Source organism: Yoonia sp. JB2-21 (genome assembly GCF_055693545.1).
Window position 1 is genome coordinate 2,407,204 of record NZ_JBVFUC010000001.1, and the last position, 25,407, is coordinate 2,432,610.

A 25,407-nucleotide genomic window follows, 5' to 3' on the forward strand; every position below is an offset into this window, starting at 1 on the left:
AAGCGGCCGCTCATTTTCACGGCTTAGCTGACGCAGCATTATCGTGCATGAGCAGCGGACCTCGCGCTGCGTTGCGACCCAGTCACGGAAGCGGTCATTCGTTATCGTTTCAGAACGGCCGACCTAAACCGCGCTTTAGCTGCGCGGCACTCGGACTCGAAAGAAGCGGACAAAGCGAACTTTTAAATCTCATAAAGGGCGAGCGCCACTTCAGGCACATTGTTGAGGAACTGATCGGTGTCGCTTCCTGACTGATAGTTGTTGCGGTTCATGCAGATCGATCCAATAAATAGCGTGGGTTGGACTAAAATTTGCAGCTATTGTTGCCTTTGCGAGCGATAACTTGCTCGTAGCGCGATGTTTCTCACCGCTTCCTTGATCACCTAGCAGAATCTTCGATCATGCATCGCAAGAAAAGTTTTCTTAAATCTAGACAGGATAAGTCGTGGCATTTGCAACCGATCACCCCGTCTATTGCGCAATTCGCCGAGAGTATGAAACCGGAAGGATGGCGCCGCGGGCCCCATTGAATGTCGAGGCTTTGTCTAAGCAGTTTAATGCAAGTACCATCCCAATTCGGGAGGCACTTATTCGGTTGGCCTCAGAGGACATTGCGGAACTTGTGCCCAATCGGGGTTTTCAGGTTCGCGCCATTGGATACCAGGAAGTCGAAAGTCATTACCGCATTTTTCGGTTGCTGTTTCTTGCTGCTGTCGAAGAATTGCGCAATCTGCCCCAAAGCTACATGAAGAACGGGCTGGAGCGGGACAAAGATAAGCTGCTTGCAGCAGATGTCACCGATCAGACCTGTCCGGATTATAGAGAACGTTGCATCGTCAACTTGGGCAAATTTGTTATGAACCCCACCGCATTCTCCATCTATAGCAGGTCCCTTCTGATTACGCGGCCTTTGCGTTGGTTTTGTTATGAAGACCCTGATCTCGAACCAGATGTTCTCAACTATATACCTGCGTTTATTCGATCCCTCGAGAACAACGATTTGAGTGAATCAAAAAACCTGATTAACAAATATTTTGATCAAAAAGAGAGATACTTGCCAGCAATTTATGACATTTACCGACGGCAGTTTACTTGATTGGCCGCCTCCCCAATTGTAATCATTTTTGCCCGTCAGAAAATCATATATTCTTCCTATATCATTGAAATATAGATATTATTTTAGCTCTTCGATAGGTGGAGTGTTATTGGTTCGTCAAGGTAGCAGTCGCTCCTTGATCTACGCCACTCACCTAAACAGGAGTTCGCGATGCTTGATGCCAGTTCAACTGAAAAATCTGCTGAAACCTATCCGATTCTGACTTCGGATTGTGCAGTCGCTATGTTGCTGGCGACGGAGACCGCCATGACTTTCGATATGGGACATGTTTTGGATCGCTATCGTAAAGAACAAGCACTGCCCGAAACAGTTATCTTGGACCACCACCGCGAGTTGATGCGATTTCTGGCACTGTCATCTGTGGGCACACAACATGACCGTTCATACGGTATGATGGGAGCCATTGATGAGCTGTGGCACACCTTTGTGATCTTCACCCGCGAATATGCCTGCTTTTGTGACGTGCTGGCAGGTCGCTTCTTGCATCATGTGCCCGTGGTACACCACGCTCCCGCGTTCGGTAATGTTGATGGCTATGGCCTGTTTCTTACCGACTACAGGGCCGTCTTTGGTGAAGCAGCCCCCAAGGTGTATTGGCCCGCGCTCAAAAATGGCCGTGTGTCCGATATGAACAGTTGTGGCATCGACGACTCACCAGGTTGCAGCACCTGCAACGCGGGTTGCGGGTGTGGCACCGGTCCGCTCGCGCAGGATTCAAAAATCGTCACAGCATCGTAATTTCTTAAGTCCAACGAAAGGAGAAAACCATGACTTCGATCCAGACAGTGGGACCACTGGAGGTTCCTTCAATGGGCCCGCCGGGACATACAGACGATCCCAAAGCGCCCCCCAGCGTCCGGCAATGGGTTTTGCCAAATCAAAAGCCTATATTGCGGACGCACGCAAACGAACCGCCAGGGCTGAAGCCTTTGATATGGGCGATATTCTGGTCCGTTACCAAAGCGAACAAGGCTTTTCTGATGCGGTTGTCGGCGATCACCATCGTGAACTGATCCGCTTTATGTCGCTTTGCGCGACGGGCATCAATGCGGGAAAATTCTATGGCATGATGGGCGCGATCGACGAGCTGTGGCATACGTTTGTCATCTTCACGCGCGAGTACGCACAGTTCTGCGACAAGGTTGCGGGGCAGTTCATGCACCATGTTCCAGAGGTCGAGGGTGGCGTGTCTGACGATACACTCGAACACTACTTCGCCTTCCTTGATGACTACGAAAAGGTCTATGGCGAACCGGCTCCTGCCGCGTACTGGCCACGTCCAGGCCTTTCGGCGCTTGGGCTGAGCGATACAGCATGTAAGGGCTGCTCGGCATGTTCGGGCTGCGGCGGCGGCGGATCCTGTACCGTCCATTGAACACCAACTTGTAAATTTGAGGAGTTCCAAATGACTGAGACAGCAATCAATATTCCACCACCCATTGAACCTATCCCAACGGAGAACCAACCCAAAGCGCCCCCCAGCGTCCGGCAATGGGTTTTGCCAAATCAAAAGCCTATATTGCGGACGCACGCAAACGAACCGCCAGGGCTGAAGCCTTTGATATGGGCGATATTCTGGTCCGTTACCAAAGCGAACAAGGCTTTTCTGATGCGGTTGTCGGCGATCACCATCGTGAACTGATCCGCTTTATGTCGCTTTGCGCGACGGGCATCAATGCGGGAAAATTCTATGGCATGATGGGCGCGATCGACGAGCTGTGGCATACGTTTGTCATCTTCACGCGCGAGTACGCACAGTTCTGCGACAAGGTTGCGGGGCAGTTCATGCACCATGTTCCAGAGGTCGAGGGTGGCGTGTCTGACGATACACTCGAACACTACTTCGCCTTCCTTGATGACTACGAAAAGGTCTATGGCGAACCGGCTCCTGCCGCGTACTGGCCACGTCCAGGCCTTTCGGCGCTTGGGCTGAGCGATACAGCATGTACCGGATGCAAGGGTTGCAACAGCTGTACCGGACATTCCTGCACGGTTCACTGACGGTTGACCTCCAGCGGAAACATCCGCTGGAGGTCTATCCCTCAATTACAGAAAGATGGGCGCATGAATATTCTGATGTTTGGTAAAGTACCGCCGATACAAGGCGGCGTGTCCAAAGCGACGTGGCAGGCAGCCTTGGATTTGGCGGATGCCGGGCATTCTGTCGATATCGTTTCGAATGCAGATGTCATGCCGCCGGGATTTCGGCAAATGATGGCACAAGAGGACCGGACACGTATGCGCGCGCATCCAAACCTACGCTGCCATATGACGAAAACACTGGAACCTTTCAGCTACATCCCGTGGAGTGAGCCCTATGTCAGTCAACTTTTGGGCGTCGGACTTCGGGTGAGCGCGGAACGCGTACCTGATGTCATCATCGGTTGGTACTTCGAACCTTACGGTTTGGTCGCCAACACAATGGGAGAGCGTCTAGACAAGCCGGTGATCCTTCGACATGCGGGCAGCGACATAGGACGGTTAGCATTGCATGACGATCTCAGGGAGGCATACCGTCATATGCTCTCAAGTGCCGATTGCGTTATGACCTCACTGAAACAGGATGCAGTGCAGCTTCTGAAAGATGCGGGTGCTCAAGAGGATCGTTTGCGACCCACAAGAGGCCGACAATTGGGTGCAGAGTTCTTTGAGCATGACCAACTGAACTTAAGCGAAGTTGCTAAATCGGCAGAGGCTGTGTTCGACAGCTACGATCTACCTGAAGAGTTGCGTCAAACACTGCGTGATTGGAATGAAGCGGCCCTTGAAAACGATGCTCCAACGCTTGGTACTTATGGCAAGATTGCTGAGGTGAAGGGGACATATCAGTTGATAGACGCCCTTAGTAATCTCGCAGCTGCAGAAGTTCCTTTCCGCTTTGCTGCCCTCTGGAGTGCGACGACGGGGCGATTCATCCATTGTTTGAAATACCTAACAGCGCGCCAAAATCTGAAAGGCCGCGCGCTTATCTTGCCACCCTTGCCATCCTGGCGCATTCCCGCCTTCATACGAAGTTGTGACGCAGTGGCTTTCCTAGAAAATAGGTTTCCCATTTCAATTCATGGCCCACAGGTCCCGCGTGAAGTACTGGCTTGCGGTCGCCCGCTCATTTTGAGCGGTGAGATTTTTGACAAATTGTTCTTCCGTGACCAAATTGTTGTCGGCGCAAATGTCGCAATCGTGACGGATCCAGAGGATCGTGAAGATCTTGCCGAGGTCTTGCGAAGCGTTTTGGAAGATGAAAGCTTGCGAAAAAGCCTTGGCCATCATGCCGCCACGCTCTCGCGGGTCATTGAAGTGAATGCTCACCCTCACGACGAGATTGTCGACGTATTGGAAGAGATAAAAATGTGAACACAAGCACGCACCAACAGTTGGCTGCTGGTTTGAATGCCACACCGGCGTCGCCTTTGGCACCATATCGCCAAGGGATTCATGCACTCTGGGGCTTATTTTTTAATCGCATATCGTTCCCGACACGGCTGAGATTTGTAATCACGATCGTATTGACCGTTTTCACTGCAATCTGCGCGACCTTGTCACCAATTGCGTTTTCACGGGCCATCGATGCTCTGAACGGCGCAACGGCTGAAGATGCCGTCTTGATGCTCATCGCGTCAGTTGTTGCCTGGGGGCTTGCGAAGTTGCTGATAGAGGCCCGTTGGCTTGTCTATCAGCCTGCCGAAAATCGTCTATTGGCTGCAGTGAGAGAACATTATCTGAGCCATGTATTGGCTTTGTCGGCGAAATTCCACGCCGACCGCGCAATGGGACGTCTTGAGACAATCGTAGGGCAGGGTATTGGTGGTTTAAGAAGCCTGTTGAGCGCCCTCTTCACGCAACTCGGCCCTGTGCTTGTCGAGATTGTGGTGGTTGTGATTGCCTTTGCAGCCGTCCTTTCCCCAACACTTGCCTTGATCGTCGGGGGCACGATTGGGCTATACGCAATCCTCTTGGTTTTTGGTGCAGAACGGGTAAGCGCGCGCTTTAGTGCGGCACTGGACAGTGGCATCTCGGCACAGGGTATCGCGGGTGATGCCATTCTTAATGCCGAAGGTATTAAGTCCATGGCGCTCGCGCCTACAATCTCAGCACGATACGGAAAGGCCATTGGCGCGATGCACCATCGCTATCTCGCTTTTTACCATGCGCGTGGACTTTTTGGTATCGCGTTAGGCGTGGTTCTCATTGCTGGACTTGGCGCGACACTTACAGTTGCTTTCAATGGCGTGTCATCTGGAACGCTGACGATTGGACAGATAGTCCTGGTCAATGCTTTGCTTTTGCAGCTGTTCCGCTCGATTGAAGGATTTAGTTTTTCATACAGGGACTCGCGTCAGGCGATCTCATCGGTGTCTCGTTTCGTCGAGCTTTTGTCGATCCCGCCCGACACTGATACTGAACGAACCAAGTTGCCGGATGTGATTGACGAGATCAAAATAAATAATGTCGCATTTCAGTACCCCAACGGGCGGCAGGGCTTGATGCCCATTACCCTGTCCCTGTCCAAAGGACGAATTGTAGCACTGCTTGGGCCATCGGGTAGCGGAAAGTCGACCCTCGTGCGACTACTCTTAAAACTCTATCTGGTTTCCGAAGGAGAGATTTATATAAACGGTGTCTCATTGAACGAGGTTGCTGCCACCGACATCCGCTGTCGCGTTGCATTGGTCCAACAAGAACCTGTCATTTTCAGGGACACACTGGCATTCAACATCGCCCTTTCTGAGAATATTGACGCAGCGCGGCTGGCTGAAGCGATTGGGCGGGCCCGTCTGGACGATCTTATTTCCCGTCTCGATGAGGGGGTCGAAACACAAGTTGGAGAGCGCGGTGCAAAAATTTCTGGTGGAGAGCGCCAGCGGATTGGTCTAGCCCGGGTTTTCTACAACCGCCCGCAGATCCTTTTGTTAGACGAAGTCACATCAGCGCTCGATAGCGCAGCACGTGACGAACTTCTTGGGGCGATCAAAGAAGCCTCCGTGGAATGTGTAACGCTTATGATTACACATGACCCGAGTGTTGCGAAGATAGCGGATGAAATCGTCGAACTGGATGAGATCGAAAACGGCGAAGAAATTCAGATGTAAGTATAAGACTTTCCATGGAGCGTGCCGCAAAGTGTGGGGCGATCATGCGGCCACTGGCGTTTCGGATGGTGACTTAATGCTGGTAGCCGACGTTCAGAAGATCACACGAACCGCAACAAATTATTGAACTTGAACGTTTCGTTCTTGCCGCGGTTTGCATTAACGACCGGTTTTGCCGCCGCGCAGCGGCGTAGTAAATTGCGCTGCTGGAGCAATACCGGCGTTACGCGCGCGCAGCGAGAATCCGATTCACTGGTTGAGCTGAAACCAGTCACCTGACGGAACTAGTCAGGCAAATGTTGCCTCTGAAGTGCCAGATGGCCGCTCGGTGGGACAAAACGGCCGTTCGCTAACAAGTAGCGAACGGCTCATAGTCTCAAAGACCAAGACTTCTTGCCATAGCATCAACAATTGCTGCATGGACTGTTTCACGGTTTGTACCTGCCGGATCCGTGCAAACTGCATCATCGCCTTCTTCCAAAAGCATTTCCTCTGCCGCTTGCTTGCACAAGGGCATTGCAGTGAAGTGAAATGCAGGGGCGTGTTGTTCGATCTGCGCGCTAGGAAGCAAAGCCGACAAGTCACTGGCATCAAAGTTCACAGCCTGCATCCGGTCGCCCTCACCGCCCAACGCGATCATCAGGACGTTTGAGACGAGGCGTACGGTGTCTTCGGCCTCAATGTCTCAAGGTGAGTGACCTCGTAAACGCAGATCAAGTAAGCAGCCATGCACCAATCGTCATCTGATGACAGCAAAGAGCCCTTAGTGTGGAATGCTGTACGTTGCCTGAATGTCCGCTACCGTGATCTAGTTTGGTTCACCTGAAGCCACTACTAAGCGGTCGCCAAGACACAGCAGCTCAGATAAATGTTTCTACCGCCGCGAGCGACAAACGGAACTGTAGGCGCAGTTTCATATACGAGCGGCCCCTGCGCAATGCTCACGATGGCACCTGATGCTACCGGATCAGGCGCATGAGCAAGGTGGTTGCTATGCGAACGCGACCTCAAACACTATCCCTAGGAAACAGCCGAGAGTTGAAAGCCACGGCTAAAGGGCTATACTTACGCTAGGTAAGTGTGGTGGCCTAAGTCGTCAGCGCAATAAGACACAAAAACGGGTAATTTGTTGCATTGGACCACTCATTGCCGGACCATGTTATTTCTGAGTACGCTGGCTGTGTTGATCGCTCAGGTGTTTTAGGCAGAAGCAAGCGACGCCTCAAACTCTTGGAATATCTCCTTAAGGCAGAACTTAATGGTGAAGGCGCGACTCTGAAAGCCTATTCCATCGGCGTAGATGTTCTCGATAAATCCAGTGATTTTGATCCGGCTATTGATAGCAGCGTTCGCGTGGAAATGGGCAGAATGCGAAATGCTCTCGCCACCTTTGAAAAGAGCGAAGAAGCAACTTGCCAGATTTCTGTTGAGATTCCTGTCGGTAGTTACCGTCCGATCATCACGCAGCGGCCTTTGGCGGAACACGACGAGAAACCGAAACTATCCGAGCCAATCAAACGCAAGCCCCGCAGGCGTATGGTGGCCTTGGTAACGGCACTTTTGTGCTTCGGTTTATTCACGGTCTTTCTGATCTTACGCGACGCAGACAGAATTGCATCTGATGAGGATGCCGTCGTCATTTCGATTGCACCATTTGTCGGCGACAAGCAGTTGTCTGCACAAGTAGAAGCCGCGCTGCGACGCAGTCTCGTACGTAGTAGCGTCGTCGCGACAACTGTTGAAACGGATCCCAACAATGATCAGTCGGATTTCTTGCTGCGTGGATTAGTCAGTCAGGCAAATTTGGGCAGCAGCAGGGTGGATGTTGAACTATTGAACCTTGCTGTTGATCGGGTGGTTTGGACAAGATCACTCGTCGTCGATGCGGAAGATGACATCGAAGACGAGGTGGTAAGGCAAGTTGGCAACGAACTGCGCGTGCGTCTCTTGGGCGCATCAAAAGAATTCTTAGAGGGCCGCGATCCAGAGCGGCTGACACCTCAGCAACTATTCGTTATGGCGACTTGGGTGCCTGGCCCTGCAGTTAACGCGGTAGAGTGGGAGCTCGAACGCATCGCGTTAATGGAATTGGCACTCGCAAGAGATCCAGATTTTGGCGCCGCACACTCGGTCATGGCAGACAAACTTAGCTACCTCGCAAATGTCTACGCCCCATCCGATGAACAAGCGATACGCGATAAAGCGGTCATGCATGGGAGACGGGCCATGGAATTGGCCCCACAAAACCCTGATGCTGTCTTTAACGTCGCGCAATCACAGTGGCATGCCGGTCAGATTAGACAAAGCCATGTGACTATGCGCCGCGTTGTCGATCTCGATCCCGGTCATGACCTAGCCCGATTTTTGTCCCTGGTCATTCCGTACACATGCACAGCACCTCCAGCAAATATCATCGCAGAGGCAATTGCGTTTGACGCATCATTGTCTCCGGACAATCCAATTAGATGGCTCACACTGACATGGATCGCTTGGCTCCATCTCAATGCGAGCGATTACCAAAGCGCACTTGAAGCAGAACAAAGCGCAGCAGTGATTTTTGAAATTCCATATTCGTTTATGCGGCATGCCATGCTGCTGAACAAGCTTGGCAGACCTGACGAGGCTGCCGAAACGATACAGCGCCACCAAGCAAACTGGCCGGACATTTCGCCAGATCATTTTGCAACAGTTACGCTGCCTCGCCTTTGCAGCGAAGCGCCCCAAGGGCAAAACTTCATCAGAAACTATGAAGAGCTTGCAGGGGCAATGATAGGCCGGCTTTAATTGACATGGGTTAGCTTCAATAAGATGCTGGCCAATTCCAATTTTAAAACCCTTTTAAAAACAATATCGTACGTGCTTTTTTAACATGTGACTCACGTAACGTAACCTTACGGCGCGTACTTCCGCTGCGTAAGTATCCATCACAGCAAGCCGGTCACCCCAGAATAACGCGGGACGTCAGCCGGCTCTCTCTTAACGCGTGTTGTCGTAGCGGCTTGTTTGCCCAAGCGATCGCATTTCGCAATGTAATGGATGACAAAATGAAAAAAGATCTCATGACGACCCGAGAGATGAGCGATCATTTCAAAGTCACACTTCGGCTTCTTCGTTTCTATGAAGAAAAAGAACTTTTGTTCCCCCTGCGTCAGGGAAACCAACGGTTGTTCACCAAAAGGGACCGGGCGCGTTTGAAGTTGATCTTAAAGGGTCAGAGCTACGGCTTTAAGCTCGAACAGATGCGGTATCTGCTGAGCCTCTACGACCAAGGTAAGCAACAACAGCAATTGGTCGAGGCCTATGAGGCCGGCGTTCCGCGCCTCGAGGAATTAAAGAAAACGCGTTGGCGGCTTGATGAAACAATTGCAGATCTCGAGCTGCGCTTGTTCGAATGCCTTGAGCAAATCGAACCCCAACAAAAGAGACGACACGCCATCGCATGAAGCCCCGTTCGAGCCTGTTGGCAAGACAGCGCCATGATTTCCAAAGTTCTTTCGTGAAACCCACAGGACCAAAAACTTAAACAAATACTTCTGTTAACCATATTACTCATTTTACATGGAAAGTGTAACCAATGCCCCAACTCATGAAATCTGACGACGCTGAATTTGTCATTGCAGGAACCGTAAAATGGTTCGATCCGACAAAAGGTTTTGGCTTCATAGAGCCCGCTGAAGGCGGCCCTGATGTGCTACTGCATGCAAACGTACTGCGCAACTTCGGCGTGAACTCAGTCTCCGATGGCAGCCAAGTTGAGGTCAGCGTACGGCACTCAGATCAGGGCGTACAAGCCTTTGATGTGCGTTCAATCACACCTCAAGCCAATTCACTTGATGGCGCTCCTTCGACTTCGCTTAAAGATCTAGACGTGAGTGACCTGGTCCCTGCTCGCATTAAGTGGTTCAGCACCACCAAGGGCTATGGTTTTGCAAATGCCTACGGCCACGCGGATGACATTTTTGTCGGTTCTTCCGTTCTGCGTGAATGCGGTCTGGCTGCGGTCCAAGGCGGCGAGGCTGTTTCTTTGAAGATCGTGCATCGTGAAAAAGGGAAAATCGCATCGCATGTCCTAAGCTGGAGTGCCGGTGAGCAGAACGTAAGCGCGTCTGCAGTCGCGATGCCCTGCATATCCAAAGCAAGTGGCAGTCATAGTGGTATCAATGTTCAGGATGGAACACGATATGCCCGATAGCAGTCTGCCTGCGACAGGGGCAGATTATTCAGCATCAACGGTTGTGGAAAGAGCGCCCCAAGGTCGTTGGTGAGTGAACGACGTTGGGACGATAGCAACAGACAAACAACGAAACAATGAATAGCGTCTGTGAGAAAAACATACCCACGCAATTGTCTTCTGAAATGGACCAAAGGGCGGTGGAGTTCACCTTGCGTAAACTTTGGACAGTGAGAGGGGGAACGGTGTTTTTTGACGCTATGTCTGGTTTGTTTGCAATCTACCAGTTCGCCGTATTGGTTTCGCTGCGTTTTGCATGAATGGCAGGTTTCTCTGCTGTAACGCAGCACTCAAAATCACGCACCTGCGGCATTCTCTGTGCCGCGACTGCACGCAGCGAGAAAATCCAATTCACAGATTGGGCTCAAATCGGTCGTTGCCCGTCGCTACGGACGTTTAGGGCCCCAACACCCATCAAACCGGCATCAGCCCCCAATAGTCGAGGTCCAGCAGGACGTCAGGGTGATATTTGCCGTCATCGCCGCGCAAGACACCTGCTTCGCCCTTGGTCGCCACCAGCCGCAGACGGATCGCACCAACACCCGGAGCGCTGGTTTGCGCGGTGTCCAGAACTTCGGACCATGCCCGCACTGTATCGCCCGCAAAACACGGGTTCGCGTGGGCACCGCCGTTCAGAGCAACGATCATCTGCGCATTGGCCAAGCCATTGAACGACAAGGCCCGCGCCAATGAAATCACGTGGCCCCCGTAAATCAACCGCTTCCCGTCGGGCCGGTTCGTCGCATCAAAATGCACTTTCGCTGTGTTCTGCCACAAGCGGGTGGCCAGCATGTGTTCGGCCTCCTCAATGGTCACACCATCGACGTGGTCAATGATCTCTCCGCGGCCGTAGTCAGACAGGCGATGCGGCTCGCCCGCCAAAGCGAAATCATAACCGGTGAAATCCAAACCCTGCGGGATCACCAGATCATCGACCGATACGGCTGAGGCCAGTTCAGGGATCACCGCCTCGGGTGCCGGCCCATCACCCCGTTTGCGCACCATCACCCAGCGCACGTAGGACATCAACTCTTCGCCATGCTGATTGCGCCCTGTCGTCCGCACCCAGACAGCACCGGATTTGCCTTTAGAGTTCTGCTTGACCCCGATCACCTCAGACGTCGAAGTGATCGTATCACCGGGCCAAAGCGGTGTGATCCACCGCCCCTCGGCGTATCCTAGATTAGCAACAGCATTCAGCGACACATCTGGCACGGTTTTGCCAAAGACAGTGTGGAACGTCACCAGATCATCCAGCGGGCTGAAGGGTAGGCCACAGCTTTGTGCAAACTGATCCGAGGAATGCAGCGCATGGCGGGCCGGATAAAGCGCATGGTATAACGCGCGCTCACCCATTTTGATCGTGCGCGGCACCGCATGGGTGATCACATCACCAACGGCGTAATCCTCGAAAAAACGGCCTGCGTTCGTCTTGGTCATTGCTGTCCCAACTTCATATCCGGGGAATAGGGTGTGTCGATATCTTTCGTCACCGCTTGGCCACAGCGCATCACGCCATTGGCGTGGTCATAGGCATAGGTGGGATCGCCATAAAGCTCCCAACCTTTCGACAATGCCTCGGACACCTTGTGGCAAAACTGCGATGTGTCGTCTTCGGTCAGCATACGGTAGATTTTCATGGCCTTACCCCCAAGGTGTGACGCCCAGCGCATAGTGGATCGCCATTACAACGCTCACGATCACGAGCGTGATCACGATTGCGACGACCTCTTTCTTAAACGGCGCGCGCGGCGGGCGCTCCCACGCACCTTCCTGCGTGTTGATCAGCAGCATTTCCAAGATCGCCCAGACCAGCAATCCGCCAAACAGGATGAAGGACGGCGTGTCGCCATTGACCAGCAGATGCGCTACGGACCAAATGGAAAAACCGGTCAGCTGCGGATGCCTGATCTTGGTACCCAGCCAGATTTTCGCACCTTTCGCGCCGCTTGCCGCATAGCAATAGAACGCCAGCACCATCAGCAGGTTGTTGATCCCAACCCACATCGGCTCACGCCCCCAATAGACCGCACCATCAGCCGCGCGATAGCCCAGCACCATCAGCACCACACTCAACAGGATCGCAACGGCCATCACCGGATAGCCTTTGTCACCCATCGAGTCGCGCGGTCCTGGGGCCAGCCGTTTGAAGAAATGCGCCGCCCACCAAAGGGCAACGCCTGCAATCAATAGTGTCATGTCGTCTCCAATGCGGCGATGGCGTCAGCTTTGGCCAAAGTCGCGCGGGCGGTGACGATATGCAAGTTCTCAACGATCCGGCCATCGACCACGGCAACGCCTTGACCTTCGGCCTCTGCCGCCTCGAACGCGGTGATCTGGCGGCGGGCCAGATCAATCTCGGCTTCGGTCGGACCAAAGGCTGCATTTGCAATCGCCACCTGTGCGGGATGGATCAGGGTCTTGCCGTCAAAACCCATATCCCGACCCTCTTCGCACTCAGCGCGCAGGCCGTCCTCGTCCTTGAAGGCATTATAGACACCATCCAACGCTACAATCCCCGCCGCCTTGGCCGCCAGCATGCAATGCTGCAAGGACATCATCAGGGCTGCACGTGTCCGCGAATTCAGGTCCTTGGCCAGATCATTTGTCCCCAGCACAAACCCTGCGATGCGGGGATGTTTCGCGATGCTTTCTGCGTTCAAAACCCCCTGCGGCGTTTCCATCATGGCCCAAATCGGCAAGTCTGGCACCAAAGCGGCCAGCGCATCGACGTCGGCGGGGCCATCCACCTTGGGCAGCAAAATCGCGTCGCAATTCATCGCGGCAACGGCGGCAGCATCAGCAGCGCCCCATTCGGTGTCGAGACCATTGATCCGTACAATCTTCAACCGCGCACCATATCCGCCATCCGCCAAAGCATCGAACAACGTATCGCGCGCTGCGACCTTTGCATCCGGTGCGACCGCATCTTCCAGATCAAACAAGATCACATCGACAGGCAGACCCCGCGCCTTGTCCAAGGCCCGGTCCTTGGACCCGGGAATATACAGGGCGGATCGGTAAGGGCGGTCATGCATAGAATCTTCCTCGCAACAAAGTTGCGCAAACAACGCCAGATTTAAGTGGATCATTCAAGGCAAAATTGCCGCAACGCAGCGACCGGACCCATCGTTACGGTGTGTTAACCATTTTCGCGCAAGTTCCCCGGACAATTTGATCCACTTGCATGGTCGCCGCCCGTCGCTGTGACCCAGCTGCAAAAGGGGAACCAAATGAGACGTACATTCTTTCTGATGTCCTTCGGGATTGGCGCGGTGATGATCGCAGCACAACAGACGCAGGCGCAATCACGCAATTGCGCCGACCACGCGGTCGTGGTCGAACGTCTGGCAACGGCATACGGCGAAAGCCGCCAATCCATCGGGTTGGGCAGCGACAATTCGGTGGTCGAGGTGTTTGCCTCCATGGACACCGGCTCATGGACCATCACGGTCACGCAACCCGGTGGACCGACCTGTCTGGTCGCTGCAGGGCAAGCCTATCAATATGTGAACGAACCCTTGGCGAACTTCGACAGCCAAAGCTGAGATAGGGGTCCGGCTTATGTCAAAGCGATCCAGATAAGCCGGACACCCGTCAGCACCAACAACACATAGGTCAGCCCAAAGAACAGCCGCTCGGGCACCAAATGATGGGCCTTCACACCGATCCACGCACCCAACAGGGCAAAGGGGGCCAGAAACAGGCTGCCCATAATCGTGTCCCAGCTAAAGATGCCCAAGAACGCATAGGGTACGGCCTTCATCCAGTTGATCGCCCAAAACACCACGACCGTGGTCGCCTGATAGGCTGTCTTGCTGAGGCCTTGCGATAGCAAAAACACGGCACAGGGCGGACCACCGGCGTGGCTGACAAAGCTGGTGAACCCGCTGACCATGCCCGCAAACCAAGCCAGTGGCGCCGAAAACGGCATTTGTTTCACTGTCAGCCAGCCCAGCGCGCGCGACCATTGAAAGGCCACAAAGGCCAAACAGATGACACCGATCAGCAGGCGAAACACATCCGCATCAACAATAGCATAAAGCCATGCGGCAATGATGCATCCGGGGATCGCACCAATCATCAACCCCTTGGCGGATGGCCAATGCCATTTGCCCCAATAGGGTTTCAAAGTGGCCGCATCGACCAGCATGAAAAGTGGCAGCACAATGCCCAAGGCCGCCCCCGGCGGCACGACAAGCGCCAGAATCGCACCCGCCACAAATGCGGCACCTGACCCAAATCCACCTTTTGATATCCCGCCGAAAATGATCGCCGGGATGCCAACCAAGAAAAATTGCCAACCAAATTCAATCACGTAAGCGGCCTGATTTGTCCTTCATTCACGTCTCGTTAGCGGTTTGGCGTGATCTTGACCACATCACATTGCCTTACGCCGCGATGCAGCACTCTTGCGCGCAAGGCCGCAAACCCTTACCCCAATCGCCGAAACCAAATCACCAAAGGACCTGTTTCAATGGCCAGACCCAAGATTGCCCTTATCGGCGCCGGACAAATCGGCGGCACGCTTGCGCACCTCGCAGCTGTCAAAGAACTCGGCGATGTTGTGCTTTTTGATATCGCAGAAGGCATCCCCCAAGGTAAGGCGCTTGATATCGCCGAAAGCGGCCCCGCGGCCAAATTTGATGGCAGCTTCAAAGGTGCCAACAGCTATGAAGATATCGCTGGCGCGGACGTCTGCATCGTCACAGCCGGTGTCGCCCGCAAGCCGGGCATGTCCCGTGATGACCTGCTGGGCATTAACCTGAAAGTCATGAAATCCGTTGGCGAGGGCATCGCCGCCCATGCGCCAAATGCATTCGTCATTTGCATCACCAACCCGTTGGACGCGATGGTCTGGGCGCTGCGCGAATTCTCTGGCCTGCCAAACCACATGGTCTGCGGCATGGCCGGTGTGCTCGATTCCGCCCGCTTCCGTCACTTCCTTGCCGAAGAATTCGACGTTTCCATGCGCGACGTGACAGCCTTTGTTCTGGGCGGTCACGGCGACACAATGGTGCCGCTGACACGGTATTCCACCGTTGCGGGCATCCCGCTCCCTGATCTGGTGGACATGGGCTGGACCACGCAGGAAAAATTGGACGCCATCGTGCAGCGCACCCGTGACGGTGGTGCCGAAATCGTTGGCCTGCTGAAAACCGGTTCGGCCTTCTACGCACCCGCGACATCCGGCATTGAAATGGCCGAGGCCTACCTCAAAGACCAAAAGCGTCTGTTACCATGTGCGGCCCATGTTGATGGGGCATATGGCCTTGATGGGTTCTACGTTGGTGTCCCAACCGTGATCGGTGCTGGCGGAATTGAACGCGTAGTTGAGATCAAGATGAACAAAGAAGAACAGGCGATGTTCGATAAATCTGTCGACGCCGTGAAGGGCCTTGTTGAAGCCTGCAAAGGCATCGACGACAGCCTGTCCTGATCGCACGATAGCGCAACACAAAGGCCTCCGTCATGGAGGCCTTTTTTGTTTCAATCCAGCAAAAATGATAAAATTCGCGACTTCTTCTCTTCAAGCCATTGATCCATCGCTGCCGGCGTCAGATCAACAGAAGTGCCGGGGAAGAATTCTGCAATTGCAGGGGCAGGGTCGAAAGCCGCCTCGCGCCAAAGATGATGCGTTTTCAGCAACGTCTCGAATGTCGGATCAATTACCTTTAGCCGCTGATAAAGAGCCAGTGCGCCGTCAGGATCCGCGATCAGCGCATCCGCTTGCTTGCGACGATGTGGCGAGGGGGGCATGCCATCGCGCTTTGCCAAGTTGTGCGCCATGCGTGCCAGTTTGTAGACCCAATATGTTGCCGTCAGCCCCTCAAAATGAAGCAGCTCCAATGCGCCTGTCTTTGCGCGCTGCAAAGCCACGTCGTGACCAGAGGCCAAGCCGCGCGGACGGTGAATGGACAGTTTCAGCGGACGTCCGGTCCGCACAAACGCCTTTCCCTGTGAATGCCCCGTCAAACCACGATAGCTGAGGTCAAAGTCAGGTCCGAATATGCGACGCCCGCGTCGGGCAGGTTCACGAAACGGGCGGCGAAAGGCGCCTTCAAAGATGGTCGTTTCAGGCGCACCTGTGCGGTGCACACGTTCAGCGACTGGCACCGCAATGCAATCGGTCTGTTGGGAAACATGCGCAAGCGTTTGCGTAACCGGCACATCCGCCCAAACAAACTCGTCCGCGTCGCAATGCAAAAGCCAGTCCGCCTGCGCACGCGCATAGGCATCGCGCGCATTGCGCACCTGCCGGACCTGATGACGGCGCGGACGGCTTTTGCCGACGCGGAGCCAGTGGGCCTTGTCGCACGGGATTACCGTGACTTGCGGCAAGTGGGCCAGCATAGCCTGCACCGGATCATCAGGATTGTCGCAATAAAGAAAGATCGCAGATGCACCCAACGACAGATGCCACGCAACGAAGGCCTGCACCAATGCAGGTGGCTCATCCACGGTTGCCACAACGGCCCAGGTCGGTTTGGCATCAGTCATTGCGATATGGCTATCACTCTCGCGAATCCTTGAAAACTGAATAAAAAAGTAAGGAACATTCACGAGCATCAAATTTGTGATCACACTTTTTTCTACTGTGATCACAAATGTACGAATCTTTCCCGATTTTACGTTTTTCACTTAGAAACCGGTAATTTGTTGTGGTTAGACTGAACTCAACCGTAGCCACATTGGAAATGTCCCCATGAACATTCACGAATATCAGGCCAAAGCTTTGTTGCGCAGCTATGGCGCACCCGTCTCGGACGGTCGCCCAGTGACCCGCGCCGAAGATGCCAAAACCGCCGCCGGCGAAATGGACGGGCCCCTTTGGGTGGTCAAGGCGCAGATCCACGCAGGCGGCCGCGGCAAGGGTAAGTTTAAAGAGGCCGACGCCGGCGAAGCAGGCGGTGTGCGTCTGGCCAAATCGGTTGAAGAGGCCGCGCAAGAGGCCAAAAAGATGCTCGGCCGCACCTTGGTGACGCACCAGACCGGCCCTGCAGGTAAGCAGGTTAACCGCATTTATATCGAGGATGGTTCGGGCATTGAAACAGAAATGTACCTCGCCTTGTTGGTTGACCGCCAGACCAGCCGCATTGGTTTCGTCTGCTCAACCGAAGGCGGCATGGACATCGAAGAAGTGGCCGAGAGCACGCCAGAGAAAATCCTCAACTTCACCGTTGATCCCGCCACAGGCTATCAGCCCTTCCACGGGCGCCGGGTGGCCTTTGCGCTGGGGCTGACTGGCAATCAGGTCAAGCAATGCGTGAAACTGATGGGCCAACTGTACCAAGCCTTCGTCGAAAAAGACATGGAGATGCTGGAGATTAACCCGCTCATCGTCACCGATACTGGTGACCTCAAAGTCCTCGACGCCAAAGTCGCATTCGACGGCAACGCGGTCTACCGCCACGCCGACGTGGCCGCCCTGCGGGATGAAACCGAAGAAGACCCCAAAGAACTCGCCGCGTCGAAATTCGATCTGAACTACATCGCGCTCGACGGTGAGATTGGCTGCATGGTCAACGGCGCGGGCCTCGCCATGGCGACGATGGATATCATCAAGCTTTACGGGGCTGAGCCTGCCAACTTCCTCGATGTGGGCGGCGGTGCGACCAAGGAAAAAGTGACCGAGGCGTTCAAGATCATCACCTCTGACCCCCAGGTCAAAGGCATTCTGGTGAACATCTTCGGCGGCATCATGCGCTGCGACGTCATCGCCGAGGGCGTTGTGTCAGCGGTGAAAGAAGTCGGCCTGCAGGTCCCGCTCGTCGTCCGCCTTGAAGGCACAAATGTCGAAGAAGGCAAGCGGATCATCAACGAAAGCGACGTCGATGTGATCGCAGCGGATGATTTGAAGGATGGTGCTGAGAAGATTGTTAAGGCGGTAAAAGGATAGTCGTAAGGCAGGGTTACCCCCTCTCCACGCATGAGTGTCAAGGAGGCCAACATGGCCGATCTTCCAATCAATAGCTTGCGCAGCGGCCTTTGGGCGTGCTCGGCGAAATTCGCGATACCGGTGATGGCATGATGTATTTTGCCACTTTGAAAGGCTGTTTCGTCGCGCTGGCGTCGAGTATCTTGTTGGTTGGTTGCGATGACGCCACGCGCACTGCGACGGCCGCAGAAGTTTTAGGCAACAGCGGCAATCAAAAGGTTGTTCAAGGCATTGAGGTTTGCCTTGAAAACTTCCCAAGCATGTTGGCCGTGCAAAGCGCGCTACGGACATCAAACTTCAAGTTTGAATGGGAACGGCAGGGGACTGTCAATTTCTCGGCCTTCAATCGCAGTGTCTTCGGCTTGACCAGCATTGGCACCACGGATCCAAACTGCGGTTTTGGTCGGGATGGACTTCGCGATGAAGACGCGGTGCTGCTGGCAAGAACCGTCCTTCGCAACAAGTACCCAAGTAGCTTTTACGAATTTGACTTTTCAGACGAGCCGGGTTGGCTCGCCGCATTCTACGCAAAAACAGACAACGGCACTGAGGTCGATGTTTTCGTCCGCAGTCAGATCACCATATCAGGCCTCTATACTGGCTCATTGATCTACGTCTACGAACACACCGAATCCGAAGAATAGAAAGAGACCAAGAAACATGGCCATTCTCGTAAACGAAAACACCAAAGTCATCTGCCAAGGCCTTACAGGCTCGCAGGGGACGTTCCACTCTGAACAGGCCATCGCCTATGGCACCAAGATGGTCGGCGGCGTGACCCCCGGCAAAGGTGGTCAGACGCATCTGGACCTGCCGATCTTCAACTCGGTGCATGAGGCGAAACATGTGACCGAAGCCAACGCCTCTGTGATCTACGTGCCGCCGCCCTTCGCAGCCGACTCGATTCTTGAGGCCATCGACGCCGAAATGGAACTGATCATCTGCATCACCGAAGGCATCCCCGTCCTTGACATGATGCGCGTCAAGAAGGCGCTGGAAGGCTCCGCCTCGCGTCTGATCGGGCCAAACTGCCCCGGCATCATCACACCGGATGCCTGCAAGATCGGCATCATGCCCGGCCACATCCACAAGCGCGGATCGGTCGGCGTTGTGTCCCGTTCCGGCACGCTGACTTATGAGGCGGTCAAGCAGACCTCTGACAGCGGCCTTGGCCAGTCCACCGCCGTGGGCATCGGCGGCGACCCCATCAAAGGGACAGAGCATATCGACGTGCTGGATATGTTCCTTGATGACGACGAAACCCATTCGATGATCATGATCGGCGAAATCGGCGGGTCCGCCGAGGAAGAAGCCGCCGAATTCCTTACCTCGCAAAAGAAAAAAGGCCGCTGGAAGCCAACAGCCGGTTTCATCGCCGGACGCACAGCCCCTCCCGGCCGCCGCATGGGCCACGCGGGCGCAATTGTGGCTGGCGGTAAAGGTGACGCGGAAAGCAAGATCGAAGCGATGAAGTCCGCAGGTATCGTGGTGGCCGACAGCCCCGCGACACTGGGCGAGGCTGTGCTGGAAGCGATAGGGTAGGTCTTGTTGCGTCTTTTGTCGATATTCGGCACTTTGGTGAGTGCAAATGCGGTTGGGGCAGTTGATCTGCCCCACCCTAGCATTCCCATTTTTGAGGTCTGTTCGAGCCAGATGACCGAAACGGGAGCCGATGTTCCTGATCGCATTTTGGCACTCGGTTGGACCGAAACCTTATTCACAGAAGACGTTCAAACACTGCTTGCGCATTGGTCCTATATGGATGCTTTTTGGCTTAACATTGAGGATGGGCAAACATCGGCGCAGGACTGGTCAGATAGCGTCGCCCAACGTCAGTCGGAAATCGACGATGCAAACCGCTTTGTTCAGGAAAACCCAACTTATGTTGATACACGAAGGGTGTTCCGCGATCCCAATGGGAACAGCTACGTCCTCTTCGATGCGGATGAGGACTTTTGGTCATGCGAGCTTATGCTGACAGAAGCATCATCCGCTGCTGAAGCTTTCATTTCCAACCCAACAGATGATGCACTGACAACATACGGGGACGGTTTGGCGTATCTGTCTGTCGACAAGCGCCCCGATTTCTTTCCGGCTTTGTCCAAGACGTACTACGCCGAATATGTCCTCGCTGATCCGGCGCGTTTGGATGCCCTCTATAGTTTTCAATCTCCCGTTACGCTGGCTGCCATTATCAGCGTCATACACCCCTACTAGTTATCGGAGACTTCGATATGAACGACCATTCCCCCAACGACGTCTTCCACGCCTCCTCCTTCCTGCAAGGCCATAACGCGGAGTATGTGGAGCAACTCTACGCCCGCTACGCCGATAACCCCGGTGCGGTGGATGAAAGCTGGCAGGCGTTCTTCCGGTCCTTGGGCGATGCCCCCACCGATGCCAAGGCAGAGGCCGCTGGCCCCTCTTGGGCGCGCGCCGATTGGCCCCCTGCCCCTGCGGATGATTTGACTGCCGCCCTCGATGGTCAATGGCCAGCCGAACCAGAAGCGGCTGGCAAGAAGATCAAGGAAAAGGCCGCCGAAAAGGGTGTCGCACTCAGCGAAGCACAGGTCCGCGCTGCCGTCCTCGACTCTATCCGCGCGCTGATGATCATCCGCGCCTACCGTATTCGTGGCCACCTGATTGCCGATCTTGACCCGCTGGGGATGCGTGAAAACACACCGCACCCGGAACTCGATCCAAAATCCTACGGTTTCGCACCCGAAGACATGGACCGCCCGATTTTCATCGACAACGTCCTTGGCCTTGAAATGGCGACGATGAACGAAATCATCGCCATAGTGCAGCGCACCTATTGCGGCACTTTCGCCCTGCAATACATGCACATCTCCAACCCTGAAGAGGCCGGTTGGCTGAAGGAACGGATCGAAGGCTACGGCAAGGAAATCGCCTTTACCAAGGAAGGACGCAAGGCGATCCTGAACTCCCTGGTCGAGGCCGAGGGGTTCGAAAAATTCCTGCATGTGAAATACATGGGCACCAAGCGTTTCGGCCTTGATGGCGGCGAAAGCCTGATCCCTGCGATGGAGCAGATCATCAAACGCGGCGGTCAGCTGGGTCTGGATGAGATCATCATCGGCATGCCCCACCGTGGCCGTTTGTCGGTGCTGGCCAATGTCATGGAAAAACCCTACCGCGCGATCTTTAACGAATTCCAAGGCGGGTCGTTCAAGCCGGAGGATGTGGATGGATCGGGCGACGTAAAATACCACCTCGGCGCATCCTCGGACCGCAGCTTTGACGACAACACGGTGCACCTGTCACTGACGGCAAACCCGTCCCACCTAGAGGCGGTGAACCCCGTTGTTCTGGGCAAGGTTCGCGCCAAGCAGGACCAAAAGAATGACGAGGACCGTACCCGCGTGATGGGTGTGCTGCTGCACGGCGATGCGGCCTTTGCGGGCCAAGGTGTTGTGGCCGAAGGTTTCGGCCTGTCCGGCCTCAAGGGCCACAAGACTGGCGGCACCATGCATATCGTCGTGAACAACCAGATCGGTTTCACCACGGCACCCCACTTCAGCCGCTCCAGCCCCTATCCCACCGATATCGCACTGATGGTTGAGGCCCCGATCTTCCACGTGAACGGTGACGATCCAGAGGCTGTGGTCCACGCCGCCCGCGTCGCGACCGAGTTCCGCCAGAAGTTCCACAAAGACGTGGTGCTGGATATCATCTGCTACCGCCGCTTTGGTCACAACGAAGGCGATGAGCCGATGTTCACCAACCCGGTGATGTACAAAAAGATCAAAAAGCAGAAGACGACGCTGACGCTTTATACCGAACGGCTGGTCCGCGACGGGCTGATCCCCGAAGGCGAAATCGAAGACATGAAGGCCGCCTTCCAGGCGCATCTGAATGAAGAATTCGAGGCCGGCAAAAACTTCAAACCCAACAAGGCTGATTGGCTGGATGGGAAATGGTCCCACCTCGACCGCAAGGACGAGGATTATCAGCGTGGCGTCACCGCGATTGAGGAAGCCACTTTCAATGCCGTGGGCGATGCACTGTCGAAAGCGCCTGAAAACTTCCCGCTGCACAAAACCATTGGTCGCCTGATCGAAAACAAGGCCAAGATGTTTGAGAGCGGTGAAGGGATCGACTGGGCCACCGGCGAAGCACTCGCCTTTGGCTCACTCTTGACCGAAGGCTACCCGGTCCGCCTGTCGGGCCAGGACTGTACGCGAGGCACGTTCAGCCACCGGCACTCTGGCCTGATCAATCAGGAAAACGAAGACCGGTACTATCCGCTCAACCATATCCGCGAGGGGCAAGCGCAATACGAAGTCATCGACTCGATGCTGTCCGAATACGCGGTGCTGGGCTTTGAGTATGGCTATTCACTGGCCGAACCCAACGCGCTGACGCTGTGGGAAGCGCAGTTCGGCGATTTCGCCAATGGCGCGCAGATCATGTTCGACCAGTTCATCAGCTCGGGCGAAAGCAAATGGTTGCGCATGTCCGGCCTCGTCTGCCTGCTGCCGCATGGGTACGAAGGGCAGGGGCCCGAACACTCGTCTGCGCGTCTGGAGCGGTTCCTGACCATGTGCGGCGGCGATAACTGGATCGTGGCCAATTGCACGACGCCAGCGAACTACTTCCACCTGTTGCGGCGGCAACTGCACCGGACCTTCCGCAAACCGCTGATCCTGATGACACCCAAATCGCTGTTGCGGCACAAACTGGCCGTGTCCAAGCGCGAAGAGTTCACAACCGGATCATCCTTCCACCGCGTCCTTTGGGACGATGCACAGCAAGGCAACTCAGACACCAAACTGGTGGCGGATGGCAAGATCAAACGGGTCGTGATGTGTTCCGGCAAAGTCTATTACGACCTTCTGGAAGAGCGCGACGCACGCGGGATCAAAGACGTCTACATCATGCGCTTTGAACAGTTCTACCCGTTCCCGGCGCAATCAGCGGTGAACGAATTGGAACGGTTCAAGAACGCTGAAATGGTGTGGTGCCAGGAAGAACCCAAGAACCAAGGCGCCTGGTCGTTCATGGAGCCCAACATCGAATGGGTCCTCACCCGGATCAAAGCCAAACACACGCGGCCCGTCTACGCCGGACGGGCGGCATCCGCCAGCCCCGCCACAGGTCTGGCCAGCAAGCACAAAACAGAACAAACAGCCCTCGTTGACGATGCGCTGACCATCAAAGGAACAAAGTAATGAGCACCGAAGTCCGCGTCCCGACCCTTGGCGAATCCGTGACAGAGGCCACTGTCGCCACATGGTTCAAACAACCCGGCGATGCCGTTGCCGTTGATGAAATGCTGTGCGAGCTGGAAACAGATAAGGTCACGGTCGAAGTGCCCAGCCCCGTGGCTGGGACCCTGTCCGAGATCGTCGCCGCCGAAGGCGAAACTGTGGGCGTTGATGCGCTGCTGGCACAAATCGCCGAAGGTGATGCAGCCCCCGCACCAGCGGCCAAGAAAGAAGAGCCTAAGGCTGAGGCCGCTCCTGCGCCTGCCGCCGCCAAGGACGTCGAAGACGCGCCCTCGGCCAAAAAACTGATGGCCGAAAACAACCTGTCCGATGTCGCAGGCACCGGCAAAGACGGGCGCGTGATGAAAGAGGACGTGCTGAACGCGCTCGCCTCGCCTGCTCCAGCGCCAGCCGCCGCCCCACGCGCGCCAGTCGCCGCGGATCAGGCCGAACGCGAAGAACGGGTCAAGATGACAAGACTAAGGCAGACCATCGCCAAGCGTCTGAAAGACAGCCAGAACACCGCCGCCATGCTGACCACCTATAACGAGGTCGACATGACCGAGGTGATGGCCCTGCGCAACGAATACAAAGACCTGTTCCTGAAAAAGCACGGCGTGAAACTGGGCTTCATGTCCTTCTTCACCAAGGCCTGTGTTCACGCCCTGAACGAAGTGCCAGAGGTGAACGCCGAAATCGACGGCACCGATGTGGTCTATAAAAACTACGTCAATATGGGCATCGCCGCAGGCACGCCCACAGGCCTTGTGGTACCAGTGATCAACGACGCCGATCAGATGTCTTTCGCGACAATCGAGAAAAGCATCGCCGCCATGGGCGCCAAAGCCCGCGACGGAAAGCTGAGCATGGCCGAAATGCAAGGCGGCACATTCACCATTTCCAATGGCGGGGTCTACGGCTCGCTGATGTCGTCCCCCATCCTGAACCCGCCACAGTCGGGCATCTTGGGCATGCATAAAATCCAAGACCGACCGATGGCGATAGGCGGCGAGGTCGTGATCCGGCCCATGATGTATCTGGCCCTGTCCTACGACCACCGGATCGTGGACGGCAAGGGGGCTGTGACCTTCCTTGTGCGGGTGAAAGAAGCGCTTGAGGATCCACGGCGGCTGTTGATGGATTTGTGATCATTGGAGGACGATCAAGATAAACGTCTGGTAACAAGACTTCGCTGGTCTATCGCAGTATCTGGCGTCGTACTACTTGTAACCGGAATAGCCCCAATAGTGGCGCTTGTGGCATGGCCTGTTTTCGTATTGGCCGGGGTTATTTTTGTCGGGAGTGGTCTTTTCTGCCTTTACTTTGAGTTGTTAACGCAGCCGATCCGGACCGTTTTTATACTGTCCGGATCGCTTGTTTTGGTTTCACTATGCCCAGAATTCAGGGGCGGCCTTGATGTTTTCATAGGTGGGGTCTTGCTGACTGTCCCAATTGTTTGGTTCGTATCAAGAACGATACCGACGCGACCTAAGGAAGCCTAAATTGCGTATGACTTGCTCTCAGTCAAAATATCTAGCTTGGACTATACCCCACGTAGGGTGGATGAAACCTACGCGCATAAGTAAAATTGCGGCAATGCAAAACCAATCCAACACAGGGCAGCGCCCGGACCTCGGGGCGGGCGCACCGACGCATCTACCGCGCGGTTCTTTCGCCACATTCGGGACGGTTGCGCGTGTTGCACCGCTGCAAAAGCGCCCTCCCCATGGGGGAGGTCCGGGCGCTGCCCGGCAAGCCGGGCGGATCACTCTTTATAGCGCAGGTCTTAACTTGGACTTGAT

General features: G+C 54.9%; 24 protein-coding genes. 17 read left to right on the forward strand and 7 right to left on the reverse strand.

What is annotated here, in order from left to right:
- Positions 1–445: 445 nt before the first annotated feature.
- The 6 genes from ACZ1G5_RS12025 to ACZ1G5_RS12050 all read left to right on the forward strand — a co-directional run bounded on the left by ACZ1G5_RS12025 (position 446) and on the right by ACZ1G5_RS12050 (position 6,207).
- Positions 446–1,096: a GntR family transcriptional regulator gene (locus tag ACZ1G5_RS12025; protein WP_472733064.1), complete on the forward strand. Its 651-nt coding sequence runs from the start codon at positions 446–448 to the stop codon at positions 1,094–1,096.
- Positions 1,097–1,267: 171 nt separating this feature from the next.
- Positions 1,268–1,855: a glycine-rich domain-containing protein gene (locus ACZ1G5_RS12030; RefSeq protein WP_472733065.1), complete on the forward strand. Its 588-nt coding sequence runs from the start codon at positions 1,268–1,270 to the stop codon at positions 1,853–1,855.
- A gap of 124 nt (positions 1,856–1,979) precedes the next feature.
- Entirely contained in the window at positions 1,980–2,492 is a 513-nt protein-coding gene (locus ACZ1G5_RS12035; protein ID WP_472733066.1) for a glycine-rich domain-containing protein, read from the forward strand.
- Positions 2,493–2,608: 116 nt separating this feature from the next.
- Positions 2,609–3,118 (forward strand): glycine-rich domain-containing protein, encoded by a 510-nt coding sequence (locus ACZ1G5_RS12040; protein WP_472733067.1) that lies wholly within the window; start codon positions 2,609–2,611, stop codon positions 3,116–3,118.
- A 267-nt stretch (positions 3,119–3,385) separates the two neighbouring features.
- The gene (locus ACZ1G5_RS12045) at positions 3,386–4,471 is read left to right on the forward strand and encodes a glycosyltransferase (RefSeq protein WP_472733068.1); all 1,086 of its coding nucleotides are present in this window, start codon (positions 3,386–3,388) and stop codon (positions 4,469–4,471) included.
- Entirely contained in the window at positions 4,468–6,207 is a 1,740-nt protein-coding gene (locus tag ACZ1G5_RS12050) for an ABC transporter ATP-binding protein (protein WP_472733069.1), read from the forward strand. The genes ACZ1G5_RS12045 and ACZ1G5_RS12050 overlap by 4 nt, the downstream gene beginning before the upstream one ends.
- Before the next feature lie 376 nt (positions 6,208–6,583).
- Here ACZ1G5_RS12050 and ACZ1G5_RS12055 read toward each other — a convergent pair whose 3' ends face one another.
- Entirely contained in the window at positions 6,584–6,847 is a 264-nt protein-coding gene (locus ACZ1G5_RS12055) for a hypothetical protein (protein WP_472733070.1), read from the reverse strand.
- 506 nt (positions 6,848–7,353) lie between these two features.
- Between ACZ1G5_RS12055 and ACZ1G5_RS12060 the strand changes: the two genes are divergently transcribed.
- The 3 genes from ACZ1G5_RS12060 (at position 7,354) to ACZ1G5_RS12070 (ending at position 10,399) form a co-directional block, all read left to right on the forward strand.
- The gene (locus tag ACZ1G5_RS12060) at positions 7,354–8,991 is read left to right on the forward strand and encodes a tetratricopeptide repeat protein (RefSeq protein ID WP_472733071.1); all 1,638 of its coding nucleotides are present in this window, start codon (positions 7,354–7,356) and stop codon (positions 8,989–8,991) included.
- A gap of 260 nt (positions 8,992–9,251) precedes the next feature.
- A complete protein-coding gene (locus ACZ1G5_RS12065; protein ID WP_472734325.1) occupies positions 9,252–9,650 on the forward strand; it encodes a MerR family transcriptional regulator in 399 nt (132 codons plus the stop codon).
- Between the two features lie 143 nt (positions 9,651–9,793).
- Positions 9,794–10,399 (forward strand): cold shock domain-containing protein, encoded by a 606-nt coding sequence (locus ACZ1G5_RS12070; protein ID WP_472733072.1) that lies wholly within the window; start codon positions 9,794–9,796, stop codon positions 10,397–10,399.
- Between the two features lie 453 nt (positions 10,400–10,852).
- On the opposite strand, the gene ACZ1G5_RS12075 is transcribed toward ACZ1G5_RS12070, so the two are convergent.
- From ACZ1G5_RS12075 to ACZ1G5_RS12090, 4 genes are read right to left on the reverse strand one after another with little or no spacing between them, the layout of a single operon-like run.
- On the reverse strand, positions 10,853–11,878 hold the full coding sequence (locus ACZ1G5_RS12075; RefSeq protein WP_472733073.1) for a MaoC family dehydratase: 1,026 nt from the start codon (positions 11,876–11,878) through the stop codon (positions 10,853–10,855).
- A complete protein-coding gene (locus tag ACZ1G5_RS12080; protein ID WP_472733074.1) occupies positions 11,875–12,078 on the reverse strand; it encodes a DUF1737 domain-containing protein in 204 nt (67 codons plus the stop codon). The genes ACZ1G5_RS12075 and ACZ1G5_RS12080 overlap by 4 nt, the downstream gene beginning before the upstream one ends.
- Positions 12,079–12,082: 4 nt before the next feature.
- Complete coding sequence (locus ACZ1G5_RS12085) at positions 12,083–12,637, reverse strand: NnrU family protein (RefSeq protein ID WP_472733075.1); 555 nt, start codon at positions 12,635–12,637, stop codon at positions 12,083–12,085.
- Positions 12,634–13,476, reverse strand: a complete 843-nt coding sequence (locus ACZ1G5_RS12090; RefSeq protein ID WP_472733076.1) for an HpcH/HpaI aldolase/citrate lyase family protein — start codon at positions 13,474–13,476, stop codon at positions 12,634–12,636. Before ACZ1G5_RS12090 ends, ACZ1G5_RS12085 begins: the two co-directional genes overlap by 4 nt.
- A gap of 195 nt (positions 13,477–13,671) precedes the next feature.
- Between ACZ1G5_RS12090 and ACZ1G5_RS12095 the strand changes: the two genes are divergently transcribed.
- Positions 13,672–13,986 carry a hypothetical protein gene (locus tag ACZ1G5_RS12095; protein ID WP_472733077.1) on the forward strand — a complete coding sequence of 105 codons (315 nt, stop codon included), beginning with the start codon at positions 13,672–13,674 and terminating at the stop codon, positions 13,984–13,986.
- A gap of 14 nt (positions 13,987–14,000) precedes the next feature.
- Here the strand turns inward: ACZ1G5_RS12095 and ACZ1G5_RS12100 are convergent, their stop codons facing one another.
- Positions 14,001–14,756 carry a sulfite exporter TauE/SafE family protein gene (locus tag ACZ1G5_RS12100; RefSeq protein ID WP_472733078.1) on the reverse strand — a complete coding sequence of 252 codons (756 nt, stop codon included), beginning with the start codon at positions 14,754–14,756 and terminating at the stop codon, positions 14,001–14,003.
- Between the two features lie 159 nt (positions 14,757–14,915).
- Between ACZ1G5_RS12100 and mdh the strand changes: the two genes are divergently transcribed.
- On the forward strand, positions 14,916–15,878 hold the full coding sequence (mdh, locus tag ACZ1G5_RS12105; RefSeq protein WP_472733079.1) for a malate dehydrogenase: 963 nt from the start codon (positions 14,916–14,918) through the stop codon (positions 15,876–15,878).
- 50 nt (positions 15,879–15,928) lie between these two features.
- Here mdh and ACZ1G5_RS12110 read toward each other — a convergent pair whose 3' ends face one another.
- Positions 15,929–16,939 carry a glycosyltransferase family 2 protein gene (locus tag ACZ1G5_RS12110; RefSeq protein ID WP_472733080.1) on the reverse strand — a complete coding sequence of 337 codons (1,011 nt, stop codon included), beginning with the start codon at positions 16,937–16,939 and terminating at the stop codon, positions 15,929–15,931.
- A 205-nt stretch (positions 16,940–17,144) separates the two neighbouring features.
- Between ACZ1G5_RS12110 and sucC the strand changes: the two genes are divergently transcribed.
- From sucC to odhB, 6 genes are all read left to right on the forward strand, one after another.
- A complete protein-coding gene (sucC, locus tag ACZ1G5_RS12115) occupies positions 17,145–18,338 on the forward strand; it encodes an ADP-forming succinate--CoA ligase subunit beta (RefSeq protein WP_472733081.1) in 1,194 nt (397 codons plus the stop codon).
- Positions 18,339–18,433: 95 nt separating this feature from the next.
- A complete protein-coding gene (locus ACZ1G5_RS12120; protein WP_472733082.1) occupies positions 18,434–19,021 on the forward strand; it encodes a hypothetical protein in 588 nt (195 codons plus the stop codon).
- A 16-nt stretch (positions 19,022–19,037) separates the two neighbouring features.
- Positions 19,038–19,919 carry a succinate--CoA ligase subunit alpha gene (sucD, locus tag ACZ1G5_RS12125; RefSeq protein WP_472733083.1) on the forward strand — a complete coding sequence of 294 codons (882 nt, stop codon included), beginning with the start codon at positions 19,038–19,040 and terminating at the stop codon, positions 19,917–19,919.
- A 111-nt stretch (positions 19,920–20,030) separates the two neighbouring features.
- Complete coding sequence (locus ACZ1G5_RS12130; protein WP_472733084.1) at positions 20,031–20,594, forward strand: hypothetical protein; 564 nt, start codon at positions 20,031–20,033, stop codon at positions 20,592–20,594.
- A gap of 17 nt (positions 20,595–20,611) precedes the next feature.
- A complete protein-coding gene (locus tag ACZ1G5_RS12135) occupies positions 20,612–23,569 on the forward strand; it encodes a 2-oxoglutarate dehydrogenase E1 component (RefSeq protein ID WP_472733085.1) in 2,958 nt (985 codons plus the stop codon).
- Positions 23,569–24,753: a 2-oxoglutarate dehydrogenase complex dihydrolipoyllysine-residue succinyltransferase gene (odhB, locus tag ACZ1G5_RS12140; protein WP_472733086.1), complete on the forward strand. Its 1,185-nt coding sequence runs from the start codon at positions 23,569–23,571 to the stop codon at positions 24,751–24,753. The genes ACZ1G5_RS12135 and odhB overlap by 1 nt, the downstream gene beginning before the upstream one ends.
- Positions 24,754–25,407: the final 654 nt, after the last annotated feature.